General features: G+C 39.6%; 19 protein-coding genes and 1 tRNA gene. 19 read left to right on the forward strand and 1 reads right to left on the reverse strand.

Annotation, left to right across the window (positions count from 1 at the left end; all coding sequences use genetic code 11):
• Positions 1-115 precede the first annotated feature (115 nt).
• The 15 genes from spoVG (at position 116) to MHH64_RS02885 (ending at position 14,823) form a co-directional block, all read left to right on the forward strand.
• Entirely contained in the window at positions 116-406 is a 291-nt protein-coding gene (gene spoVG / locus MHH64_RS02815; protein WP_010648994.1) for a septation regulator SpoVG, read from the forward strand.
• Between the two features lie 322 nt (positions 407-728).
• Complete coding sequence (gene glmU, locus MHH64_RS02820) at positions 729-2,108, forward strand: bifunctional UDP-N-acetylglucosamine diphosphorylase/glucosamine-1-phosphate N-acetyltransferase GlmU (protein WP_118889288.1); 1,380 nt, start codon at positions 729-731, stop codon at positions 2,106-2,108.
• A gap of 15 nt (positions 2,109-2,123) precedes the next feature.
• Positions 2,124-3,077, forward strand: a complete 954-nt coding sequence (locus MHH64_RS02825) for a ribose-phosphate diphosphokinase (RefSeq protein ID WP_095314427.1) — start codon at positions 2,124-2,126, stop codon at positions 3,075-3,077.
• A gap of 191 nt (positions 3,078-3,268) precedes the next feature.
• Complete coding sequence (locus MHH64_RS02830) at positions 3,269-3,904, forward strand: 50S ribosomal protein L25/general stress protein Ctc (RefSeq protein WP_095314425.1); 636 nt, start codon at positions 3,269-3,271, stop codon at positions 3,902-3,904.
• Between the two features lie 154 nt (positions 3,905-4,058).
• The gene (gene pth / locus MHH64_RS02835) at positions 4,059-4,622 is read left to right on the forward strand and encodes an aminoacyl-tRNA hydrolase (RefSeq protein WP_095314423.1); all 564 of its coding nucleotides are present in this window, start codon (positions 4,059-4,061) and stop codon (positions 4,620-4,622) included.
• Positions 4,623-4,794: 172 nt separating this feature from the next.
• Positions 4,795-5,025 carry an anti-sigma-F factor Fin family protein gene (locus MHH64_RS02840; RefSeq protein ID WP_118889286.1) on the forward strand — a complete coding sequence of 77 codons (231 nt, stop codon included), beginning with the start codon at positions 4,795-4,797 and terminating at the stop codon, positions 5,023-5,025.
• Positions 5,026-5,103: 78 nt separating this feature from the next.
• On the forward strand, positions 5,104-8,628 hold the full coding sequence (gene mfd / locus MHH64_RS02845) for a transcription-repair coupling factor (protein WP_340002659.1): 3,525 nt from the start codon (positions 5,104-5,106) through the stop codon (positions 8,626-8,628).
• Positions 8,629-8,996: 368 nt separating this feature from the next.
• The gene (gene spoVT, locus MHH64_RS02850; RefSeq protein ID WP_095314419.1) at positions 8,997-9,530 is read left to right on the forward strand and encodes a stage V sporulation protein T; all 534 of its coding nucleotides are present in this window, start codon (positions 8,997-8,999) and stop codon (positions 9,528-9,530) included.
• 195 nt (positions 9,531-9,725) lie between these two features.
• A complete protein-coding gene (locus MHH64_RS02855; RefSeq protein WP_118889284.1) occupies positions 9,726-11,318 on the forward strand; it encodes a polysaccharide biosynthesis protein in 1,593 nt (530 codons plus the stop codon).
• Positions 11,311-12,759, forward strand: coding sequence for a nucleoside triphosphate pyrophosphohydrolase (gene mazG / locus MHH64_RS02860; protein WP_340002660.1), 1,449 nt, complete (start codon positions 11,311-11,313; stop codon positions 12,757-12,759). The genes MHH64_RS02855 and mazG overlap by 8 nt, the downstream gene beginning before the upstream one ends.
• A 5-nt stretch (positions 12,760-12,764) precedes the next feature.
• Positions 12,765-13,019, forward strand: a complete 255-nt coding sequence (locus MHH64_RS02865) for an RNA-binding S4 domain-containing protein (RefSeq protein WP_095314414.1) — start codon at positions 12,765-12,767, stop codon at positions 13,017-13,019.
• A gap of 58 nt (positions 13,020-13,077) precedes the next feature.
• Positions 13,078-13,380 carry a sporulation protein YabP gene (gene yabP / locus MHH64_RS02870; protein WP_095314412.1) on the forward strand — a complete coding sequence of 101 codons (303 nt, stop codon included), beginning with the start codon at positions 13,078-13,080 and terminating at the stop codon, positions 13,378-13,380.
• Positions 13,377-13,985, forward strand: coding sequence for a spore cortex biosynthesis protein YabQ (yabQ, locus tag MHH64_RS02875; RefSeq protein ID WP_095314411.1), 609 nt, complete (start codon positions 13,377-13,379; stop codon positions 13,983-13,985). The genes yabP and yabQ overlap by 4 nt, the downstream gene beginning before the upstream one ends.
• 4 nt (positions 13,986-13,989) lie before the next feature.
• Positions 13,990-14,370 (forward strand): septum formation initiator family protein, encoded by a 381-nt coding sequence (locus MHH64_RS02880; protein ID WP_340002661.1) that lies wholly within the window; start codon positions 13,990-13,992, stop codon positions 14,368-14,370.
• Between the two features lie 69 nt (positions 14,371-14,439).
• Complete coding sequence (locus MHH64_RS02885) at positions 14,440-14,823, forward strand: S1 domain-containing RNA-binding protein (protein WP_095314408.1); 384 nt, start codon at positions 14,440-14,442, stop codon at positions 14,821-14,823.
• Positions 14,824-15,412: 589 nt separating this feature from the next.
• Here the strand turns inward: MHH64_RS02885 and MHH64_RS02890 are convergent.
• A tRNA-Met gene (locus MHH64_RS02890) sits at positions 15,413-15,486 on the reverse strand.
• A gap of 384 nt (positions 15,487-15,870) precedes the next feature.
• On the opposite strand from MHH64_RS02890, the gene spoIIE reads away from it, so the two are divergent.
• From spoIIE to tilS, 4 genes are all read left to right on the forward strand, one after another.
• A complete protein-coding gene (gene spoIIE, locus MHH64_RS02895) occupies positions 15,871-18,327 on the forward strand; it encodes a stage II sporulation protein E (RefSeq protein ID WP_095314405.1) in 2,457 nt (818 codons plus the stop codon).
• Between the two features lie 203 nt (positions 18,328-18,530).
• Complete coding sequence (locus MHH64_RS02900; protein ID WP_095314404.1) at positions 18,531-19,271, forward strand: VWA domain-containing protein; 741 nt, start codon at positions 18,531-18,533, stop codon at positions 19,269-19,271.
• Positions 19,234-20,169, forward strand: a complete 936-nt coding sequence (locus tag MHH64_RS02905; RefSeq protein WP_095314402.1) for a protein kinase — start codon at positions 19,234-19,236, stop codon at positions 20,167-20,169. Before MHH64_RS02900 ends, MHH64_RS02905 begins: the two co-directional genes overlap by 38 nt.
• A 112-nt stretch (positions 20,170-20,281) precedes the next feature.
• Positions 20,282-21,700: a tRNA lysidine(34) synthetase TilS gene (gene tilS / locus MHH64_RS02910; protein WP_095314401.1), complete on the forward strand. Its 1,419-nt coding sequence runs from the start codon at positions 20,282-20,284 to the stop codon at positions 21,698-21,700.
• Positions 21,701-21,709: the final 9 nt, after the last annotated feature.

Below are 21,709 nucleotides of genomic sequence, written 5' to 3' on the forward strand. Positions count from 1 at the left end.
AAAAAAACATCCTATATTTAAAATATTTAACTTTTTTTATATTTTAAGCAGGATTTTAAATTCTTTTGTTGAACTAGTTACAGTAAGTTCAAATGGGAAAAGGTGGTGAAACATCATGGAAGTAACAGACGTTAGATTACGCCGCGTTAATACAGAGGGCAGAATGCGAGCAATTGCATCTATCACGTTAGATCAGGAATTTGTTGTTCACGATATCCGTGTCATTGATGGAAATAACGGGTTGTTTGTGGCAATGCCATCTAAAAGAACTCCTGATGGGGAATTTCGCGATATTGCACACCCGATAAACTCTGGTACTCGTTCTAAAATTCAAGATGCGGTGCTGGAAGAATATCGCCGGGCAGGAGAAAGTGAAGTTAAATACGAAGAGGCGGGAGCTTCCTAAATCGTCATGACTATATTAAAAAGGGGTCTAATCTGTTCTAGGTTAGCCTTTTTTCTTTGTGGTAAGCTAACTGGTAATATATTCCGAAATATACCTGTCATATTTTTTATTACAATTGGCAGAAGGACTGAATACGCCTTATATAAAAAAGCTCTCCGTATATAAAAAACATCTCCCCTGATTCAAAACAAACCAAATTAGTGAAATCAACATAGGTTGAATAGCTCTGTTTCATATGAGTTCCTCCCCCTAACCTGTTGAAATCAAACGTTTTTTACGATATATTTTAAAATGGATAATTAGAAAACCTGGAGGTTACCTTATGAATAATCGTTATGCTGTTATTCTGGCGGCAGGGCAAGGAACGAGAATGAAATCAAAGCTTTATAAAGTATTGCACCCTGTCGCTGGACGTCCGATGGTAAAGCATGTAATAGATCAGTTAAATACCGTACATTTAGATAAAATGATAACTATTGTTGGCTTTGGCGCTGAACAGGTAAAAGAGCAAATTGGGAACGTCAGTGAATTTGTTATACAAGAAGAGCAGTTAGGTACAGGCCATGCGGTGTTGCAAGCGGAGGATTTGCTTAAAACAAAACAAGGTACAACTATTGTTGCTTGTGGTGACACGCCTTTAATCACGGGAGAGACCTACCAAGCATTATTCGCCTATCATGAACAGCAAGGTGCCAGCGCAACAATTTTGACAGCTAAGACAGAAAATCCGGCAGGTTATGGCAGGGTTATTCGCAATGAATCAAGCGAAGTAGAACGAATTGTCGAGCACAAGGACGCAACTGAATCAGAGCTTCTTGTTAACGAAATCAATACTGGAACCTACTGTTTTGATAATGAGGCGCTTTTTGCTGCATTACAAGAGGTTTCCAATGATAATGCACAAGGTGAGTATTATTTGCCGGATGTCATCGAAATTCTGCGAAATAAAGGCCAGAAAATTAGCGCTTATTTAACGCCAGATTTTGATGAAACATTAGGGATTAATGATCGAGTTGCACTTGCACAAGCAGAAAAGACAATGAAAAAGCGTATTAATGAAATGCATATGCGAAACGGTGTCGCGATTATCGACCCAGATAATACATACATTGAGCCAGATGTTGTGATTGAATCTGACGCTATCATTCACCCCGGAACAGTTTTAAAAGGAACGACGACGATTAAAGCAAATGCAGAAATTGGACCAAATAGTGAGGTTAACAATTGTTATATTGGAGAAAGTACGGTTGTTAAACACAGTGTAGCAAACGAAAGCAGAATTGGAGATCGTGTTAACATTGGCCCATTCGCACATATAAGGCCAGACTCAACTATCGGAAACGATGCAAAACTAGGTAACTTCGTAGAAATAAAAAAGACATCACTTGGTGATAATAGCAAGGTTTCGCACCTAAGTTATATTGGTGATGCAAATGTAGGAAGCAATGTGAACGTTGGTTGTGGTACAATAACAGTAAACTATGATGGAACAAACAAGTTCTTGACGACAATTGAGGATGACGCATTTATTGGTTGTAACTCCAACCTTATCGCACCTGTAACGATAGGAAAAGGATCTTATGTTGCCGCAGGATCTACAATCACAGATGACGTCCCAGAAGATGCCTTATCTATCGCAAGAGCAAGACAAACGAATAAAGACGGTTACGTAGCAAATTTAAAAAATAGAAAAAAAGATTAACGGAGGTTATATTTCATGGCATCTAGCTATAAGGATTCATCGTTGAAAGTATTGTCGCTGAACTCCAACCCTAAATTAGCGCAGGATATTGCTGCCCATATTGGAACGACATTAGGAAAATGTACCGTATCCAAATTCAGCGATGGTGAAGTGCAAATCAATATCGAAGAAAGTGTTCGTGGGTGTGACGTATATGTCATCCAATCCACTTGCGCTCCCGTTAATCAGCACATTATGGAACTGTTAATCATGATTGATGCGCTAAAGCGTGCTTCAGCAAAATCAATCAATATTGTTATGCCTTATTATGGGTATGCAAGGCAGGACCGTAAAGCACGGTCACGTGAACCAATTGCAGCTAAATTGGTTGCAGACTTAATTGAAACAGCAGGTGCAAATCGTGTTATTACGCTTGACTTACATGCACCGCAAATTCAAGGTTTCTTTGATATTCCAATTGATCATTTACAAGGTGTTCCAATTTTATCAGATTACTTTGAAGCGAAAGAACTAGAAGATGTGATTATTGTTTCCCCGGATCATGGCGGAGTTACACGTGCACGTAAAATGGCAGATCGTCTAAAAGCTCCAATTGGAATTATTGATAAAAGACGTCCACGTCCAAATGTTGCTGAGATCATGAATATTATCGGGAACATTGAAGGAAAAACAGCTATTTTAATTGATGATATTATTGATACTGCAGGAACAATTACACTTGCTGCGAACGCTTTAATAGAAAATGGAGCGAAAGAAGTGTATGCTTGTTGTACACACCCTGTATTATCTGGACCTGCAATAGAGCGTATTAATAATTCACAGATCAAAGAGCTTGTCATTACGAATAGTATTCCACTTCCGGAAGAAAAGCATAGTGACAAAATTACCGCTTTATCTGTCGCACCGTTAATTGGAGAAGCAATCGTACGTGTGCATGAATTGCAATCTGTAAGTATCTTATTTGATTAATGGTTTAGATTGACCGAATTTCGGGAATTAATTGTACTAACAGTTTTTTAACTCCGTGATTTACACATATTTTGTTTAGAAATAGAGTATGAACGAAGGTGGAGGCGACTGGGTAGCGACCTATTGAGGTGAGAGAAGTCTCGCTAGTCGCTGGGAGCTGGAGCTGGATTAAAAATTGGAGGATGATGAACATGGCAGTAAAATTAAAAGCAGCGAAACGGGAAAGTCTTAAAAAATCAGCAAATAAAGAAATTAGACTAAGCGGACAAGTTCCAGCAGTAGTCTACGGGAAAAATAAAGAATCAAAGAATGTAGCAGTGGATAGTATCGAGTTATTGAAAACTGTTCGTGATGAAGGTAGAAACGCAATTATTTCCCTTGATATCGAAAATGATAGCTCGGTCGATGTCATGCTACACGAATATCAAATGGATCCAATTAATGATCAGTTAATTCACGTCGATTTCTACGTTGTAAATATGGCGGAGGAAATGGACGTGGCTGTAGCTATTCGATTAGAAGGAGAAGCGCAAGGCTCAAAAGACGGAGGCGTATTACAGCAACCGTTATATGAAGCACAGGTACGTGCAAAGCCTAGTGATATTCCGGAAGAAATCACGGTTGATGTTTCCTCTCTTGGTTTAGGAGAAGGATTAACAGTAGGTGATTTAAAAGTTACAGGAAGCTTTGAGATTTTGGAAGATCCTGAAACAACAGTTGTTACAATTGTAGCACCTGATACGATGGAAGATATTGAACAGGCTCCGGATGAATCTGCTGAACCAGAATTAGTTGGAAAAGAGCAGAATAATTCAGAAGAAGCATAACAACGATATGGAATAACAACATGTACCCTCCTTTAAGAATCTGGTAGTATATTCTTAGTAGGAGGGGTTGTTGTATTGAATCCCTCTTTAGGAGGAAGTTCAAAAAGTCCTTTTTATCCTCCTTTTGAACATACACTTTTAGGAGGATGTTAAGATGAAATGTATTGTAGGATTGGGTAATCCTGGTAAAAAATATGAAAAAACGCGTCATAATATTGGTTTTATGGTGATTGATGAATTATTGGATCGTCATCACTGGAAATTGGATAAAACGAAATTTAAAGGCGATTATGCACTGGAGAATTATTCTGGTGAAAAGCTTATACTCCTTCAACCGCAGACATATATGAATCTTTCTGGAGAATCTATTCGTCCACTAATGGATTATTATGATGTTGATTTAGAAGATGTTCTTGTAATTTATGATGACCTTGACCTTCCTTCAGGGAAGATTCGCCTTCGTCAAAAAGGAGGACATGGTGGTCATAATGGTGTAAGATCAACAATAGCTCACTTAGGAACAAAGGAATTTAAACGTATTCGTCTTGGAGTTGGCAGACCTGTATCGCCTGTTCCAGTAGTGGATTACGTGCTAGGCTCCTTTCCAAAGGAAGAGAAGGAAGATGTTGAGCGTAGCATCGGGCATGCGGCAGATGCTTGTGAGTCATGGCTGGGAGGAAAAGCGTTTGTTGAAGTAATGAATGATTATAATAATTGATACATAAGCTTATAGTAATTAGCTTCCTATAGCACATGTATAAAATAAGACCAACAGGATAAACTTTTAAGAGGTTGTTCAAAAAGTCCGGTGAAAATGACACTTCGCATTACTTCATTCCTTTTTGAATACGGACTTTAGACATTTTAATGTTTATTCGAGGTGGTAACTTATGACAATTATATATCGGTGCAGACATTGTGGGCAAACCGTTGGAAGGCTAGAGCAGAAGGTTGTCGACACAACAATGTTGGGTTTTGATCAATTAAACAAGAAAGAGCTAGAAGAAATGATCCGTTATGATGGGAATGGAAATATGCAAATACAAACGATTTGTGAAAACTGTGAGCATGCTCTAGGACAGCATCCAAATTATCATGAATTGGATTATTTTATACAATAACATACGCAGCAAAAGCTTTGGTTATGTAGACCAAGGCATTTTTGCGCTTATATATACATGTTTAAGAGGAGTTTGACAATGAAGGGTATTAATTATTATTTACAATCAAAAGAAGATATCCAGTCGATTATTAATGGAATTGACAGTGGAATGCGTGAGCAATTAATTGCGGGTCTCTCGGGATCTGCAAGAAGCATGCTTGTATCCGTAATCGATCAATCGATTAACAGGCCTGTGCTTTTGGTAACACACCAACTAGTACAGGCCCAACAGCTATATGATGACCTATCCGAGTTTATGGGCGAAGATGATGTACACTTATATCCGGTCAATGAATTGATAGCTTCTGAGATATCGATATCCAGTCCGGAATTGAGAAGTCAGCGTATTGAAGCGCTGACAGCATGGTCCCGTAAGAAATCAGGCATTCTTATTACCCCAGTAGCGGCATTAAAACGGATTTTGCCACCTAAAAGTTATTGGAGTAAGTATCAACTCCGATTTGTAACTGGGGAAGATATTGCAATTGATTCGTATTTGTCCTCACTTATCGATATGGGGTATGAACGAACCTCTATGGTTGCTACACCTGGTGAATTCAGTCGGCGCGGTGGAATTATTGATATTTATCCAATTACCGAACAACACCCGATTCGCATTGAATTATTTGATGAGGAAATTGATTCTATTCGTTATTTTGATGCAGAGACACAACGATCGCTTGATCGGGTAGAGAACGTTACAATTGGTCCTGCCACAGAACTATTGCTAACAGATGAAGATGTGCTGGCATCAGCGAATAAACTCGAGGAAGCATATGCGGCAACGCTTAAAAAAATGAAAGCATCAAGTGCAAAAGAAAAGCTCATCGAAGTCATTGAACAGGATATAAGCCGGTTAAAGAATTTAGAGCGCTTTCAGGAAATGTATAAATATATCGGTTTTCTATATGAAAACCCTGCTAGTTTATTAGATTATCTCGATTCTGATGGTCTAATCGTATTAGATGAAATGAGCAGGATTCAAGAAACAGCTACACATCTGGATATGGAAGAAGCCGAATGGTACAGCAGCTTGCTTGAGTCAGGCCAAATGGTGCGAAACAGCAGGTTTTCTCTAGATTGGGATACAGTTTTAGAGATGATGAAGCAGCAACGAATCTATATGTCTGTATTTTTACGTCATATACCAAATACACAGCCACAAAATATTATTAACTTATCGTCGCGGGCAATGCAGGAATTTCATGGCCAAATGCACTTATTTAAAACAGAGCTGCAACGATGGGAAAAGAGTGATTTCTCGGTTGTGATTCTTGCTCCGAATGAAGAGCGAGCAGAAAAAATCCATTCAATTTTAGCAGATTATGATATTGAAGCGGGCATTGCATCTGAATTAAGGTTGCCAGTAGATCAGCCAACGATAGCGATTGGAAATATTACGAGCGGGATTGAACTCCCGATGCATAAGCTATCTATTATCACGGAAAATGAGTTATTTAAAAAACGCGTTAAGCGTACACGCAAGCAGCAAAAAATTTCCAATGCGGAACGAATTAAAAGCTATCAGGAACTTAAGGTCGGTGACTATGTCGTTCATGCTAATCATGGGGTAGGGAAATACCTTGGGATTGAGACACTTGAGGTAAATAATCTGCATAAAGATTATATGCTGCTCAAGTATTCTGGAGATGACAAGCTATTTGTTCCAATTGAACAAATCGATCTTGTACAGAAATTTGTAGGCTCAGAAGGTAAAGAACCGAAAGTGTATAAACTTGGCGGAACCGAATGGACAAAGGTGAAGCGGAAAGTCCAATCATCCGTTGAAGATATTGCAGATGATTTAATCAAGCTGTATGCAGAACGAGAAGCGAAAAAGGGATTTGCCTTTTCCGAGGATACCGAAATGCAGCGGGAATTTGAGGCCTCATTTCCGTATCAAGAAACAGATGACCAGCTTCGTTGTATCGAGGAGATTAAACAGGATATGGAAAGGCAGCAGCCAATGGATCGCCTTCTCTGTGGAGATGTTGGTTACGGAAAAACAGAAGTAGCAATCCGGGCGGCGTTTAAAGCAGTAGCTGATGGGAAGCAAGTAGCGTTACTTGTTCCAACGACAATTTTAGCACAGCAGCACTTTGAAACGATTCGCGAGAGGTTTCAGGATTATCCAATCAATATTGGACTTTTAAGCAGATTCCGTACGAGAAAACAACAAACAGAGACGTTAAAAGGAGTACGCCAAGGGACTATCGACGTAGTAATTGGTACACATCGCCTTCTATCCAAGGATGTTGAATATCGTGATTTAGGTTTACTGATTGTCGATGAGGAACAGCGTTTTGGTGTAAAGCATAAAGAGAAAATTAAGCAATTGAAAACGAATGTTGATGTATTAACTTTAACAGCAACCCCAATTCCAAGAACATTGCATATGTCGATGCTCGGTGTTCGAGATTTATCTGTTATTGAAACACCACCGGAAAACCGTTTCCCAATACAAACCTATGTGATGGAGCACAATCCGCTTTTTGTTCGAGAGGCGATTGAACGCGAGATGGCACGTGGTGGGCAAGTGTTTTATCTCTATAACCGTGTTGAAAACATTGACAAGGTTGCTCGTGACATTGGGATGCTTGTCGATGATGCCCGAATTGCAGTTGCACATGGTCAGATGAATGAAACAGAGCTTGAAAATGTTATTTTTGGTTTCTTAGAAGGTGAATATGATGTGCTTGTCAGTACAACGATTATTGAGACGGGTGTAGACATTCCGAATGTTAATACACTAATTGTCAGTAATGCTGACCGAATGGGGCTCAGTCAGTTGTATCAATTAAGAGGACGTGTTGGGCGTTCGAATCGTGTTGCGTATGCATACTTTACGTATCAAAAGGATAAAGTTCTGACAGAAGTTGCCGAAAAGCGCCTGCAGGCAATCAAGGAGTTTACAGAACTTGGTTCGGGATTCAAGATTGCAATGCGTGACCTTTCTATTCGTGGAGCAGGTAACCTGCTTGGTGCACAGCAGCATGGATTCATTGATTCTGTTGGGTTTGATATGTATTCACAAATGCTTAAGGATGCTATTGATGCACGGAAGGCTGGGAAGGAAATAGAGGATATTACACCGTTTGAGCCTGAGTTAGCACTTCAGATTGATGCCTATATTCCAGATGGGTATATTAAAGATGAGAAACAGAAAATTAATATTTATAAGCAATTCCAAGCGATGGATTCTGCTGAAGATGTTTCGGAGCTTAAGGATGAATTAATTGACCGTTTTGGCGATTACCCAGTAGAGGTAAGCAAACTTTTCACAGTGTCTTCTCTAAAAATGTATGCCAAAAGAGAACGTGTCGAGTCCATTACAGAACGGAACAAAAAAATTGTCATCCTTGTCGATGATGCGCGTAGTCAGCAAATTGACGGTTCAAAGGTATTTGAAGTGGCGAATACGTTTGGGCGTAATGTCGGCTTAGGGACAGAAAGCAATAAATTGAAAATTGCCTTTAAGTGGACGAGTGAAACAGAACACAGCAGATACGATTTAGTTGAGGAATTTATCAAAAAACTAAACAGCGTTAATCGGGATAAATAAAAATACGCTTCTTCTAAAATATATTTTCCATGGAATGTATAGTTATTTTTGGATGATTTATACTAAAACCACACCTGGTGATTTTTACACGTTAAATGAGTGTTCAAAAGGAGGATAAAAAGGACCGCGGTCGGCTAAGGTCGCAACGTCCTTTGTGACGCCGACACTAGCACCTCCTGTGCCTCGAAGTTCCACGTACCGGGCTTCCACAGGATGTGGTGACTTTGACATTCGACACAGGACGTGTCGGAACTTAGTCGAAGGTCTACTGCTCTTGGAGTGTCATTTTTACCGGACTTTTTTGAACTTCCTCGTTAAGCAAACAACAAAACATGAGTAATCATCATTAGAAAGTGAGGCTGCTTAGAATGAAAGCAACAGGAATTGTACGTAGAATTGATGATTTAGGCAGAGTGGTTGTGCCAAAGGAAATTAGAAGAACGTTACGAATCCGTGAAGGAGATCCGCTCGAAATTTTCGTTGACCGAGAAGGAGAAGTTATTTTAAAGAAATATTCTCCTATTAATGAATTAGGGCACTTTGCCAAAGAATACGCAGAAGCTTTATTTAACTCGCTTCACTCACCAGTACTGATTAGTGATCGAGATGAAGTCATTGCGATTGCTGGGGAGTCGAAAAAGGATTATTTAAATAAAAGTATTGGCGATCCATTAACACAAACAATTGATAAAAGGTCGCAAGTATTTGAAGTTGATCCCACAAAATTAGAGGTTATAGAAGGGCAAGAGCAGGATCTGCAATCTTACTGTATCAGTCCTATTATTGCAAACGGAGATCCCATTGGGTGTGTAATGATATTTTCCAAAGAGGAAAAGCTTAGTAAAGTAGAGCAGAAAGCTGCCGAAACGGCTGCCGTATTCTTGGCCAAACAAATGGAATAGTACTTAATTTCATACATGCTGTCTCAGAGAGGATTTTATCCTTTGGAGACAGCTTTTTTTAATGTCAGAAAGAAAACAGAAACAACAGATAAAAGTGCGGATGATTTAAATACGCATCGGGTATTTCTTCTTTCGTTATTTGGTCCCAAACCTATGGTATACTAATAGCAAATTTAAGTTAAAGGGCGCTTACGAATGAATGAGAATGAAACAAATAAGCTGGTGAAAGGTGCATTGCTGCTCATGCTAGCAGGACTCATCAGTAAGGTATTAAGTGCGGGCTATCGAGTGCCGTTACAGAATCTAACAGGAGATATAGGATTTTATATTTACCAGCAAGTCTATCCAATTCTTGGGATCGCCATGATGCTTGCGTTGTATGGCTTTCCATCTGCTGTTTCCAAAATGACCGTGGAGTTAAAAGCAGCTGGCAAAAGCTTATCTCTTCACAGTTTTTATATTCCAGTTTTTTTGCTATTACTAGCATTGAATGGAGCAATATTTCTTTTTCTTTTTTGGAATGCAGATTCAATTGCCGGCTTGGTTGGTGATGTACAATTAACATATACATATCGGTTAGCTGCATTTGCTTTTCTGCTTGTTCCTTTTTCTGCTTTGTTACGAGGGGTTTATCAAGGAACTTACGAAATGAAGCCGAGCGCTTACTCACAAGTGATTGAGCAGCTTGTTCGAGTATGTATCATTATCGCAGCAGCAATATATGTTGCTTTTGGAAATCATTCCTTGTATGTGATTGGTCAAGCAGCTGCAATTGCATCCATTTGCGGGTCTTGTGCTGCTATTGTTATCTTGGGTATTTACGTTGCGAAGCGTCGTCCATGTTCGAGAGAGCGTTATGAAATCCCTTGGAAATATTATGTCCGCACGTTGCTGATTCTTGGGCTTGTTGCTGCATTAAACCATATGGTACTGCTCGTTATTCAGTTTGCGGATGCATTCACATTAATTCCAGGACTTAGGGAGTATGGGCTGTCCAAAATAGAAGCAATGGAAGCCAAAGGGATATTTGACCGCGGCCAACCATTGATTCAGCTTGGTACTGTGCTTGGCTCATCCTTTGCATTAGCATTACTCCCATCGATCTCCAAGCAGAAGTTAAAAGGCGACCCATCCACATTTTATCCGTATATCCGTGGTGCAATGCTATTTAGTTTTTATCTAGCTATTGGTGCGACCATTGGATTGATTGCTATTTTTCCAGAGGCGAATCGATTATTATTCCAAGATGAAAGTGGAACACAGGCATTGCAATTACTTGTACTTGCCATCTTTCTTTGCTCGGTAGCAATTACAGCGGCATCCATTCTTCAAGGCTTAGGACATATAAAACGAACTGCAGGCTTTATTCTCGTTGCCTTTTTTGTAAAATGGATCGGAAATCAGTTATTAGTACCATTATGGGGAATAGCCGGAAGTGCAATGGCTACGGTAGTTAGCTTACTTATTTTCTTTACGCTCGTCATGTATGAGCTAAGGAGAAAGTTGCCCGAGCTCCGATTGTTAAAACGCGTTCGTTTTCGAGCTCTTATTCTAGGAAGTGTTTCGATGCTTGTTTTTATAGCTCTTATGGATTGGTTATTCTCGGCACAAGCTTCTGCTTCTCGCATTGCCTTGCTCATATATATTGTATTTATTGCAGTCATTGGCGGAGTTATTTTTATCATTTGTTTGCTGCGTTTTCGAGCCTTTACGAAGGAAGAATTACGCATGTTACCGAAATCAGAACTATTTATACGTTTTTATAAAGGGAGGAATTATGATGAGTAAAATTGAAATTATCGGTCTCGGTGCCGGTGATGTGAATCAGCTGCCATTTGGTATCTATAAAAAATTAGTACATGCAGAGATGGTTGTCTATTCCCGAACATTGGACCATCCAGTTATTGAATCATTACAAGATGAAGGGGTGCGATTTGAAGCCTTTGACCATATGTATGAGGAAGAAGAGCAGTTCGGTGCGGTATATGAGCGGATAACGAATGCTCTATTGGAGCAAGCAAAAGCAGTAGAAACACTTATTTATACTGTTCCCGGTCATCCAATGCTTGCAGAAAAAACGGTCCAGCTTTTATTAGAGCAGACAGAAATTGAGGTCGAGGTTATGGGAGGGCAAAGCTATTTGGACGATTTATTCACCTCGTTAAAAATTGATCCTATTGAAGGCTTCCAATTTGTAGACGGTACGTCCTTTACTCGAAGTCAACTGGATTACCGACATCATATTATTTTTTGCCAAGTATATGATCGCTTTGTTGCTTCGGAAGTAAAGCTTTCACTTCTTGAGGATCTGCCGCCAGATTATGAAGTGATTATTGTTGAGGCTGCAGGTAGTAAACAGGAAAGCATAACGAAAGTTTCTTTGGAAGAGCTTGATCACACGATGGAGATCAGCAATTTAACGAGTGTTTATATTCCACCAGCTCCCGACAACTTATTACACCACACGTTCGATCACTTACGAGAGGTAATGGCAACATTGCGATCTCCAGATGGTTGTCCGTGGGATAGGAAGCAAACACATGAATCACTAAGGGAATATAGTATTGAAGAAGTATATGAGCTTGTTGATGCGATTGATGCTGGGGACGATAACAATATCATTGAGGAATTAGGAGATATACTAATGCACGTGATTCTCCATAGTCAAATTGGTGAGGATGATGGCTATTTTACGATAGATGATGTAATCCGCTCCGTTACAGATAAGATGATCTATCGCCACCCGCATGTATTTTCAAATACGAAGGTCGATTCTGTCGAGGATGTAAATCGAAACTGGGAAGAATTGAAGAAGGCGGAAAAGGGAGAGGAAAGGGAATCCGTGCTAGATGGTATTCCAAAACACCTTCCATCGCTTGCAAAGGCTTTTAAACTGCAAAAGAAGGCTGCAAAGGTCGGTTTTGAATGGGAAGATGTATCAGGTGTTTGGGAGAAGCTTGATGAGGAACTAAAAGAAGTCCAAGAAGCGATTGAAGAAAACACACTATTGGAAATGGAAGATGAATTTGGCGATGTATTGTTTGTGCTAGCAAATCTAGCGAGGTATTATAAAATTAACCCAGAACTAGCTTTAAACCGAGCGAATAATAAATTCCGTTCCCGCTTTACGTATATTGAAGAACAGCTTACGAAAAAGGGTATAGATATAAAGCAAGCGAGTCTTGAGGAAATGGATGCTTATTGGGATGAAGCAAAAGAAAGAGAGTGATGACCATGCGATTAGATAAGTTTTTGAAAATATCTCGAATCATTAAGCGAAGAACGTTAGCAAAGGAAGTTGCCGATCAAGGACGAATCACGGTAAACGGTAATCAAGCAAAGGCTTCAACAGTCCTTTCCAAAGGGGACGAGCTTATTATTCGATTTGGCCAGAAACTTGTAACTGTAAAAGTGAACGACTTAAGAGAAACGGTGAAAAAGGATGAAGCAGAAACGCTCTACACTATTGTGAAAGAAGAAAATGCCTGAATAAAGTTCTATACTTGTCCCTCCTATCATAAATTAATAGTGATAAGGAGGGCTTTCTATGAACTATTATGATAACAAGGAAACGGTAAATCGCGTACAAACAGAGCATATGGTAAAACTGAATAATCGAAAGAACTTGGAAATATCAGGTGTAAAAGAAGTGGATAGTTTCGATAATGAAGAATTTTTACTGGAGACAACAATGGGCTATCTAATTATACGAGGGCAAAATTTGCAGCTGAAAAACTTAGATGTGACTGAAGGAGTTGTAACGATAAAAGGTAAAATCTATGAGCTTTCCTATGTGGACGAACAGCAGCAGGAGAAAGCTAAAGGATTCTTTAGCAAGCTGTTCCGATGAGCCTGAGTATCCAGTTTCTTACGATGATTACGATGGTTTTAAGTGGCTTTTATTTGGGTATTGTACAAGAAACCTTTCGTCGGCTGACATATTATTGGAAACGAAGGGTTTTTTTAACCTATTTTTTAGAAATCAGCTTCTGGCTAACGCAAACTGCAATTATATTGTATGTATTATTTCGTGTGAATGCTGGGGAAATTAGGGTCTATGTCGTTTTAGCTTGTATTCTTGGGTTTTCCATGTACCAGGTTTTTGCGAAAAAGACGTATAAGCAGTTACTAGAATGGATAATTCGTATTGTAGCTGCAGTGTACCGCTTTTTCAATAATTTAATTCACACACTGATTATTGCCCCGATTTCATGGGTTATACGTACTCTTTTTCGTCTTGTTATTTGGGTGGTCACGGTAATTTTAACTATTATTCTCTTTATTTCGAAAATTGTTATAACCCCGTTTATATGGATTGGAAAGGGTATTTACCAATTAATTCCCGACGGTTTCAAAAAAAATTTACACAAATTAGCAGGATTTTATAGTACAATGAAGAATATATGTTATAAAGGATACAAAAAGTTGGAGAAGCTATTGTTTAAAAGGGGGTAGTGGCTTGTCATCAAAGAAAAAAACAGTAACAAGATTAGACTCGAATTATATGCAGCAGTACGACGCATACATAGAACGACAGAAACGAAAAAAGCAGCGGTTAATTCGTCGTCTTGTGTTATTTTCTATCGTAGCAGCGATTGTTATTGGGGGCTTGTCTTCATACCATATTAAACAGCGTGTAGTTCAGGCAGAGAAATTGGAGCAGTACGAACAGTTAGAGGACGAGCTGAAAGCTATGAAAGTAGAGGAAGCCAATTTAACAGAAGAAATTGAACTGTTGAATGATGAGGAATATGTGCTGGACATTGCTCGTACGAATTATTTCTTCTCGAAGAAAGGGGAATTAATCTTTAAAATCCCGAAGGAAGACCCCTCTTATTGACACTTTTTCAGTTGATGAATATACTATATGAGAACTACATTTAATCTTTTAAGGAGGAGCATTTTTTTTATGTCAATCGAAGTAGGCAGCAAGCTGCAAGGGAAAGTAACCGGAATAACTAATTTTGGAGCATTTGTAGAGCTAGAAGCAGGAAAAACTGGATTGGTCCATATTAGTGAGGTTGCTGACAACTATGTGAAAGACATTAATGAGCACTTAACTGTTGGCGATGAAGTTAAGGTTAAGGTCATTAATGTTGAGAAAGATGGTAAAATTGGTTTATCTATTAAAAAAGCGAAAGATCGACCAGTACGCCAAAAAAATCCAAGAGAACGCACTGAGAATTTTGAAGCAAAAATGAATCGTTTTCTTAAAGATTCAGAGGATCGTTTAGCCTCTTTGAAGAAGCACACGGAATCCAAACGCGGGGGTCGAGGTGCTAGAAGAGGATAGCAGTTGCTGTCTATAGACAATGCTCTAATATAAATGAAACAGGCGCTGATCATATGATTGAGCCTGTTTTTTGTTTGCCAAAAAGGTTTGGAATGGGATTATACTTCTGTTTAAGAATCTTTTATACAGAGAAATATAAACTGCGAACCAATGTGTATTAAGAGATTGTGCGTATACCGCTCCGGAAACACACTACGCGCACCTTAGGGTGACCCGTGAGCCTTCTTGAACTACGTTCTGCGAAGTCTCACTCTGGCCACGTATCCCGCAGGAGTCTTCGTGTGTTTCCTCCGCTAGTGCTGGTTCACTGGCTATACTAACATGGTTTATCAAAATAAAAATGTTGTTCTAACCAGTCCGGGTGAGCGTAGGGCGGTGACTCCTGTGGGAACAGCACGTGTCTGAAGACTCGCAAGAAGTGGTTTTCTTCCGCAGAGGCTGAAGCCGTGCCCACGGAAAGCATCCAACCGGAGCGATCCCGGACGGCGATTGTTCCACAGATTAAGCAAATAATCACTAGTTCGGATTTTCTTTCAAATACGAAAAAAACCAATCGGCATGAAATATACCGATTGGTTTTTATTTTTGATAGCGGCGGAGGGGATCGAACCCACGACCTCACGGGTATGAACCGTACGCTCTCGCCAGCTGAGCTACGCCGCCAAAATAAGCCAACAAAAAATATATTACAGCAGGTTTTCATTTGTGTCAATAGGATTTGTAAAATACTTTAACGAAAAGTCACTTTTCGTATCTATATTCAAAGAAATTCTGGATTTGTTCCTCATTTTCCTTCACAACCTCAGCCAATTCGGCAAAATAATCGCTTTCTATTTCATTTCTCAGCAAGTTATTCTTCTGCTTGTTGCGCTATCAACAGAAGGAAAGTTAACACCAACACGTAAAAAATGAAGATTTGCTCGTCTGCTTGTTGATGCCAAGATTACTAAAAAGCAGTCGAACGATTTTTTGAATAAGCTCTGCCTTTTTGACAAAAAAAGAACACATAATATGGTTTACTATTCTGAAAGATAGGAGTGGTAATCGATGATGGAATCAATCCCAAGGGTGGAATCACGAGGATTTGGAGTAGAGAAAAAGGGACAAAAGGGTAAATGGCGGAAAGGAATCTATTTCAAACTGAAAAGCATTCTTCTTGAACAAGGCTGGCTTTTCTATTTCGGAGGTTTTTTACTTGGACGGGCTGTTATTTTATCTGCAGTATCACCATTTGCAATCGCATTTGTTGCTTCCATGTGGTTTGTCTACAGGGAAAAGAGTTTTAAATCGATGCTTGCTGTCCTTGCGGGTGCACTTACTTACTCAATGACACATGCGATTTTTATTGGAGTTGCTATGCTTGTATTTATTTTCCTTGCCGCACTAGGGAAGCAGATGAAAAATCAACAAGTTGTCTTACCACTGGCGGTATTTGCTTCAACAACACTTTCGAGGATGTTTTTGTACTCCTTACGTGACACAATTACTTCCTACGAATGGTTGTTACTTGTAGTCGAAGGTGTCTTAGGAGCCGTTCTTGTATTGATATTTATGCAAAGCATTCCGCTTTTATCACCAAAAAGATATAAACCTGTACTTAAAAATGAAGAAATCGTCTGTATGATTATTTTAATTGCCTCTGTACTAACAGGGATGATCGGCTGGCAAATATATGGAGCGTCTGCAGAACAGATTTTTTCCAGATACTTCGTGTTAATATTTGCATACATTGGTGGCGCTGCCATTGGTTCAACGGTTGGTGTAGTTGCTGGGTTAATTTTATCGCTCGCGAATGTGGCAAACCTTTATCAAATGAGTCTGCTTGCCTTTTCAGGGTTGCTTGGCGGTTTACTGAAGGAAGGCAAAAAGATTGGGACAAGCATCGGCTTACTCGTTGGTACTGGCTTGATTAGTATCTACGGTGATGCTGTGACATTGATCCCCTCTCTTCTTGAGTCATCTATTGCGATTTTGTTGTTTTTCTTAACACCAGCATCCTGGTTCAGTAGAATATCCAGGTATATACCTGGAACAGAAGAATACACCCATGAACAAGAGCAGTATTTACAGAAGGTACGAAATGTGACAGCAAGAAGGGTAGGGCAGTTTTCCGAGGTGTTTCATGCGCTATCCAAAAGCTTCTCGGTGTCGCAAGCAGCAACGACTGATGAACAGGAGGCAAAACGTGAGACGGATTATTTTCTGAGTCAGGTGACAGAGAAAACATGCCAAAGCTGTTTTATGAAGGATAGGTGCTGGCAGAAGGAATTTGATCAAACGTATACGTACATGGAGGAGATGAAAGAAGACATCACGAGTGGCCAAGAACCAAATCGGAAAGTGATGCGAGAATTTGAAAACCATTGTGTGAAATCAAGGAAAGTAGTAGAAGCCATGAAGGAGGAAATGACCTTTTATGAAGCAAATCGCAGGCTGCGGCAACAAGTGTTGGAGAGTAAACGGCTCGTTGCTGATCAGCTGCAAGGTGTTTCTGAAGTAATGGACGACTTCGCAAAAGAAATATTAAAGGAGCGTCAGCATCATGACTTACAAGAAACACAAATTATCCATGCGTTAAAACATATAGGAATTGAGCTTGAAAAGGTGGATATTTATCAATTGGAAAAGGGTAATGTAGATATAGAAATTACCGCATCCTTCTACGAATATAGAGGGGAAGGTGCTAAATTAATTGCACCTGTATTATCAGATATTTTAAATGAAATGATTATTGTAAAAGAAGAAGAGATTTCCCCCTTCCCGAATGGATATAGCCATTTGGCATTCGGTTCAGCAAAAGAATATACAATCCAAACAGGGGCAGCAAATGCAGCAAAGGGAGGAGGGCTGGTTTCAGGAGACAGCTTTACAACGATTGAGCTTGGAGCAGGGAAGTTTGCGATGGCAATTAGTGATGGTATGGGTAATGGAAATCGGGCAAGAGAGGAAAGTATGGAAACTTTACGCTTATTACAACAAATCCTGCAGACAGGAATTCCAGAGAAGGTTGCAATAAAATCGATTAATTCGATTCTCTCCTTACGTACAACAGATGAAATGTTTGCAACGCTGGATTTAGCTATGATGGATTTACATGATGCTTCAGTTCGTTTTTTGAAAATTGGCTCGACGCCAAGCTTTATTAAACGCGGCGAAAAAATGATAAAAATAGAGGCAAGCAATTTGCCAATGGGAATTATCCAAGAGTTTGATGTCGATATTGTAAGTGAACAGATGAATGCAGAGGACTTACTTATTATGATGAGTGACGGTATTTTTGAAGGTCCAAGGCATGTAGAAAATATTGATTTGTGGCTTAAACGAAAAATTAGAGAAATGGCAACGGATGATCCGCAGGAAGTTGCAGATCTTCTCCTAGAGGAGGTTATTCGGACAAGGTCGGGGGAAATTAAAGATGATATGACTGTCCTAGTTGCTAAAATTGCAAAGAATCAACCGGAGTGGGCAGCAGTCCCGGTCTATCGAAAAAAAGCTCTGTCATAATCTGATGAAATATCCTTTTTAGAGGATGTTCAAAAAGTCGGGTACTTAAAACTGCGCGGCATCGAACTTCTCGGACCTTTTTATCCTCCTTTAGAACAGTTGTTTTTGGCTTGTAGAATGATTGGGATCTACTCTACCTTTCTATGTATATTCTCTTTCCATTGTGGTGATGATGGTAGTGAAATAAATAGGAGGTTAGGGCTTTGAAAAATGGATCGTTAAAACAAATTTTACTACTGACAGATGGGTGTTCAAACAAGGGAGAAGATCCTTCTGCAACTGCTGCGCTTGCTTACCAGCAAGGGATAACGGTAAATGTTATTGGGATATTGGAAGATGATCAGACGGAAAGCCCGGACGGATTACAAGAAGTAGAGGATATAGCTCTGTCAGGTGGTGGGGTCAGTCAGATTGTTTACAGTGAATCTTTATCCCAGACTGTTCAAATGGTTACGAAACAGGCAATGAACCAAACATTACAAGGATTTGTGAATAAGGAGTTAAGACAAATTCTCGGTTCCGACCAAGGAATAGAAGATTTGGAACCTGAGAAGCGCGGAGAAATTATGGAGGTTGTAGAAGACTTAGGAGAGACGAGTGATTTAGAGGTACTTGTACTCGTTGATACGAGCGCAAGTATGCATAATAAGCTTCCAACAGTGAAGGAAGCGCTTGTTGATCTATCAATTAGCTTAAACTCACGGATTGGTAGAAACAAGTTTTGTATTTATAGCTTTCCGGGAAAGCGTAAGGATATTCAACTGGTGTTTGACTGGTCACCGAAGCTTGATACAATTTCAACCGTATTTCCCAAACTAACTAGTGGGGGAATTACGCCAACTGGTCCTGCAATTCGTGAAGCAATGTATCAATTCGGTAAAAAAAGTTTATTAAGGAGCTTCAGACATGAAGATGAATCAGGTATGGAAGAAACAGGGTATTGATCTAAGACCAGGTTCCCAGATTAAAGGAAAGTGGCACCATAAAACCTATACCATTCAGAGAAAACTTGGAGCGGGAGCAATTGGAACGGTTTACTTATGCAACCATGGCGACCGACCCGCTGCACTGAAAATCAGTGACAAGGGTACATCGATGACGGTGGAAGTAAATGTGTTAAAGTCGCTGGAGAAGGTCCAAGGAAGTCGCCTTGGGCCTTCTTTGCTTGATGTAGATGATTGGGTTTCGCCAACAGGGAATACGTATTCCTTTTACGTGATGGAATATTTACAAGGGGAGACGATGGTTGGTTTTATTCGAAAGCATGGGAAAGATTGGATTGGCGTTTTTATGCTGCAGCTTTTGGAAGATTTGGAGAAACTGCATCAAACAGGGTGGATCTTTGGTGATTTAAAGACGGAAAATCTCTTAGTCGTGTCATCACCACCGACAGTGAGGTGGGTGGATGTTGGTGGAACAACGAAACAAGGCAGGGCAATTAAAGAGTATACAGAGTTTTATGACCGTGGTTACTGGGGACTGGGGTCAAGAAAAGCGGAACCAAGCTACGACCTTTTTGCTTTTGTTATGGTTTTTTTAACAATTTACTATCCAAACCGATTTGAGAAAGAACATGAAGCAACTGAAAAATTGTTATTTAAAAAGATTGACCATGTTAACGATTTAATCCCATACAGAAGCGTGTTAAAAAAAGCTTTAAAAAGTGGGTATGCATCCAGCGCGGAAATGAAGCGGGATTTAATTCATGTTTTAAATGCTGCCAAAAAGCGCGAGTTTTATCATAAGCAAAAACCGAAAACATCATGGAAGCGACTATTTATGGAGTCAGGTGGAATAGGTGTTCTTGCATTAATGTATTATCTTTTCTCTCTACTTTTTTGATAACTAAACGTATAATAGGGTATAGATAATGAGGCGGATGTTTATCGTCAGCTCTCTTCGAACATTTAAGCTGCATGAGTGAACGAAAATAGTCGCTTAAGGATGGCAATTTATGAGACAGGAAATTCTTACATTTATAAAAAAGCATCATTTACTGAAAGAAGGTACAACCGTTATTGCTGGAGTGTCTGGAGGCCCAGACTCGATGGCGTTACTTCATTTTTTAAACACGATCAAGCAAGAGTGGGAGTTAACCGTAATTGCGGCTTCTGTTGATCACCAGCTAAGGGGAGAGGAGTCGTTAAGCGATTTACAATATGTGAAACGTATTTGTGAGGCATGGGGAATAGAGTTTGTAGGTGCCTCATTGGATGTACCAGCATATCAAGTAAAGCATAAGTTGGGTACAGAGGTGGCTGCCAGAGAGGTTCGGTATCGGTTTTTTGCCGAACAAATGGAACGTTATCATGCAGATTATTTAGCACTTGGTCATCACGGCGATGACCAGATAGAAACGATGCTTATGAAGCTTGCACGCACTGCATCTTCTAGTGCACTAACAGGTATTCCGGTTCAACGTGCGTTTTCTACAGGAATGATTATTCGCCCTTTTCTCTGCGTAAACAAGTCTATGCTGGAGACTTATTGCAAAAAAAATCAAATTGAGGTGCGATTGGACCCAACAAATGAAGAAACCGACTACACTAGGAATTATTATCGAAACAAAATTGTTCCATTAATTAAAGAACGAAATGATAATATACATCGTACTGCTCAACATTTAAGTGAAACACTAGCTGAGGATGAAAAATACCTACGTGAGGCTGCCAGGGAAATGGTTAATGAGCTCATTGTTTTTCATGCTGAAAACAAGACAGCCTCCTTCGATGGGAATTTGTTTAAAAACCGCGCCCATGCTTTACAAAGGCGTGCATTTCATCTAATATTAAACTATCTATACAATGACTTACCAAAGGACCTATCCTATACACATGAGGAACAGTTTTTTGCCTTGTTGCAACGTGATGAAGGGAATACCCAAATTGACTTTCCAAATGGTCTAAAATTGGAAAACACCTATGGAAAAATTATATTTTATTTCTCCAATCACAGTAAGGCCCCAAACAGCCAACCTTATTCTTTTCTTTTGGATATTCCAGGTAAACTTGAGTTACCAGGTGGTTCTACAATTACAGCAAACTTCGTTGAAAAACACATCGCACAAGACCAATTTTCCCATACCTTTTTTACGGAGCAGGTTGTGTTACCTTTACATATCAGAACTAGATTGCCGGGCGATAGAATGAGTTGGGATGGACTTAATGGAAGTAAGAAACTGAAGGATATATTTATTGACGCTAAAATACCTATTGGTGAAAGAGACGGCTGGCCGATCGTAACCGATGCGAATGGCACGATTTTATGGCTTATCGGTTTAAAGAAAAGTCAGCTAAATTCACAGCAGGAAAATGGCTCAATAATTCAATTAAACTTTGAAAAAGGGGATTATTCACGCAATAATGCGCTGTAATACCCCGCC

Source organism: Oceanobacillus sp. FSL K6-0127 (assembly GCF_037983385.1).
Lineage (GTDB): Bacteria > Bacillota > Bacilli > Bacillales > Amphibacillaceae > Oceanobacillus > Oceanobacillus profundus.

What these genes read in the sequence shown, in the direction of transcription:
- spoVG (WP_010648994.1), top strand. Translation starts at nt 116, where the DNA reads ATGGAAGTAACAGACGTTAGATTACGCCGCGTTAATACAGAGGGCAGA.
- glmU (WP_118889288.1), top strand. Translation starts at nt 729, where the DNA reads ATGAATAATCGTTATGCTGTTATTCTGGCGGCAGGGCAAGGAACGAGA.
- MHH64_RS02825 (WP_095314427.1), top strand. Translation starts at nt 2,124, where the DNA reads ATGGCATCTAGCTATAAGGATTCATCGTTGAAAGTATTGTCGCTGAAC.
- MHH64_RS02830 (WP_095314425.1), top strand. Translation starts at nt 3,269, where the DNA reads ATGGCAGTAAAATTAAAAGCAGCGAAACGGGAAAGTCTTAAAAAATCA.
- pth (WP_095314423.1), top strand. Translation starts at nt 4,059, where the DNA reads ATGAAATGTATTGTAGGATTGGGTAATCCTGGTAAAAAATATGAAAAA.
- MHH64_RS02840 (WP_118889286.1), top strand. Translation starts at nt 4,795, where the DNA reads ATGACAATTATATATCGGTGCAGACATTGTGGGCAAACCGTTGGAAGG.
- mfd (WP_340002659.1), top strand. Translation starts at nt 5,104, where the DNA reads ATGAAGGGTATTAATTATTATTTACAATCAAAAGAAGATATCCAGTCG.
- spoVT (WP_095314419.1), top strand. Translation starts at nt 8,997, where the DNA reads ATGAAAGCAACAGGAATTGTACGTAGAATTGATGATTTAGGCAGAGTG.
- MHH64_RS02855 (WP_118889284.1), top strand. Translation starts at nt 9,726, where the DNA reads ATGAATGAGAATGAAACAAATAAGCTGGTGAAAGGTGCATTGCTGCTC.
- mazG (WP_340002660.1), top strand. Translation starts at nt 11,311, where the DNA reads ATGAGTAAAATTGAAATTATCGGTCTCGGTGCCGGTGATGTGAATCAG.
- MHH64_RS02865 (WP_095314414.1), top strand. Translation starts at nt 12,765, where the DNA reads ATGCGATTAGATAAGTTTTTGAAAATATCTCGAATCATTAAGCGAAGA.
- yabP (WP_095314412.1), top strand. Translation starts at nt 13,078, where the DNA reads ATGAACTATTATGATAACAAGGAAACGGTAAATCGCGTACAAACAGAG.
- yabQ (WP_095314411.1), top strand. Translation starts at nt 13,377, where the DNA reads ATGAGCCTGAGTATCCAGTTTCTTACGATGATTACGATGGTTTTAAGT.
- MHH64_RS02885 (WP_095314408.1), top strand. Translation starts at nt 14,440, where the DNA reads ATGTCAATCGAAGTAGGCAGCAAGCTGCAAGGGAAAGTAACCGGAATA.
- spoIIE (WP_095314405.1), top strand. Translation starts at nt 15,871, where the DNA reads ATGATGGAATCAATCCCAAGGGTGGAATCACGAGGATTTGGAGTAGAG.
- MHH64_RS02905 (WP_095314402.1), top strand. Translation starts at nt 19,234, where the DNA reads ATGAAGATGAATCAGGTATGGAAGAAACAGGGTATTGATCTAAGACCA.
- tilS (WP_095314401.1), top strand. Translation starts at nt 20,282, where the DNA reads ATGAGACAGGAAATTCTTACATTTATAAAAAAGCATCATTTACTGAAA.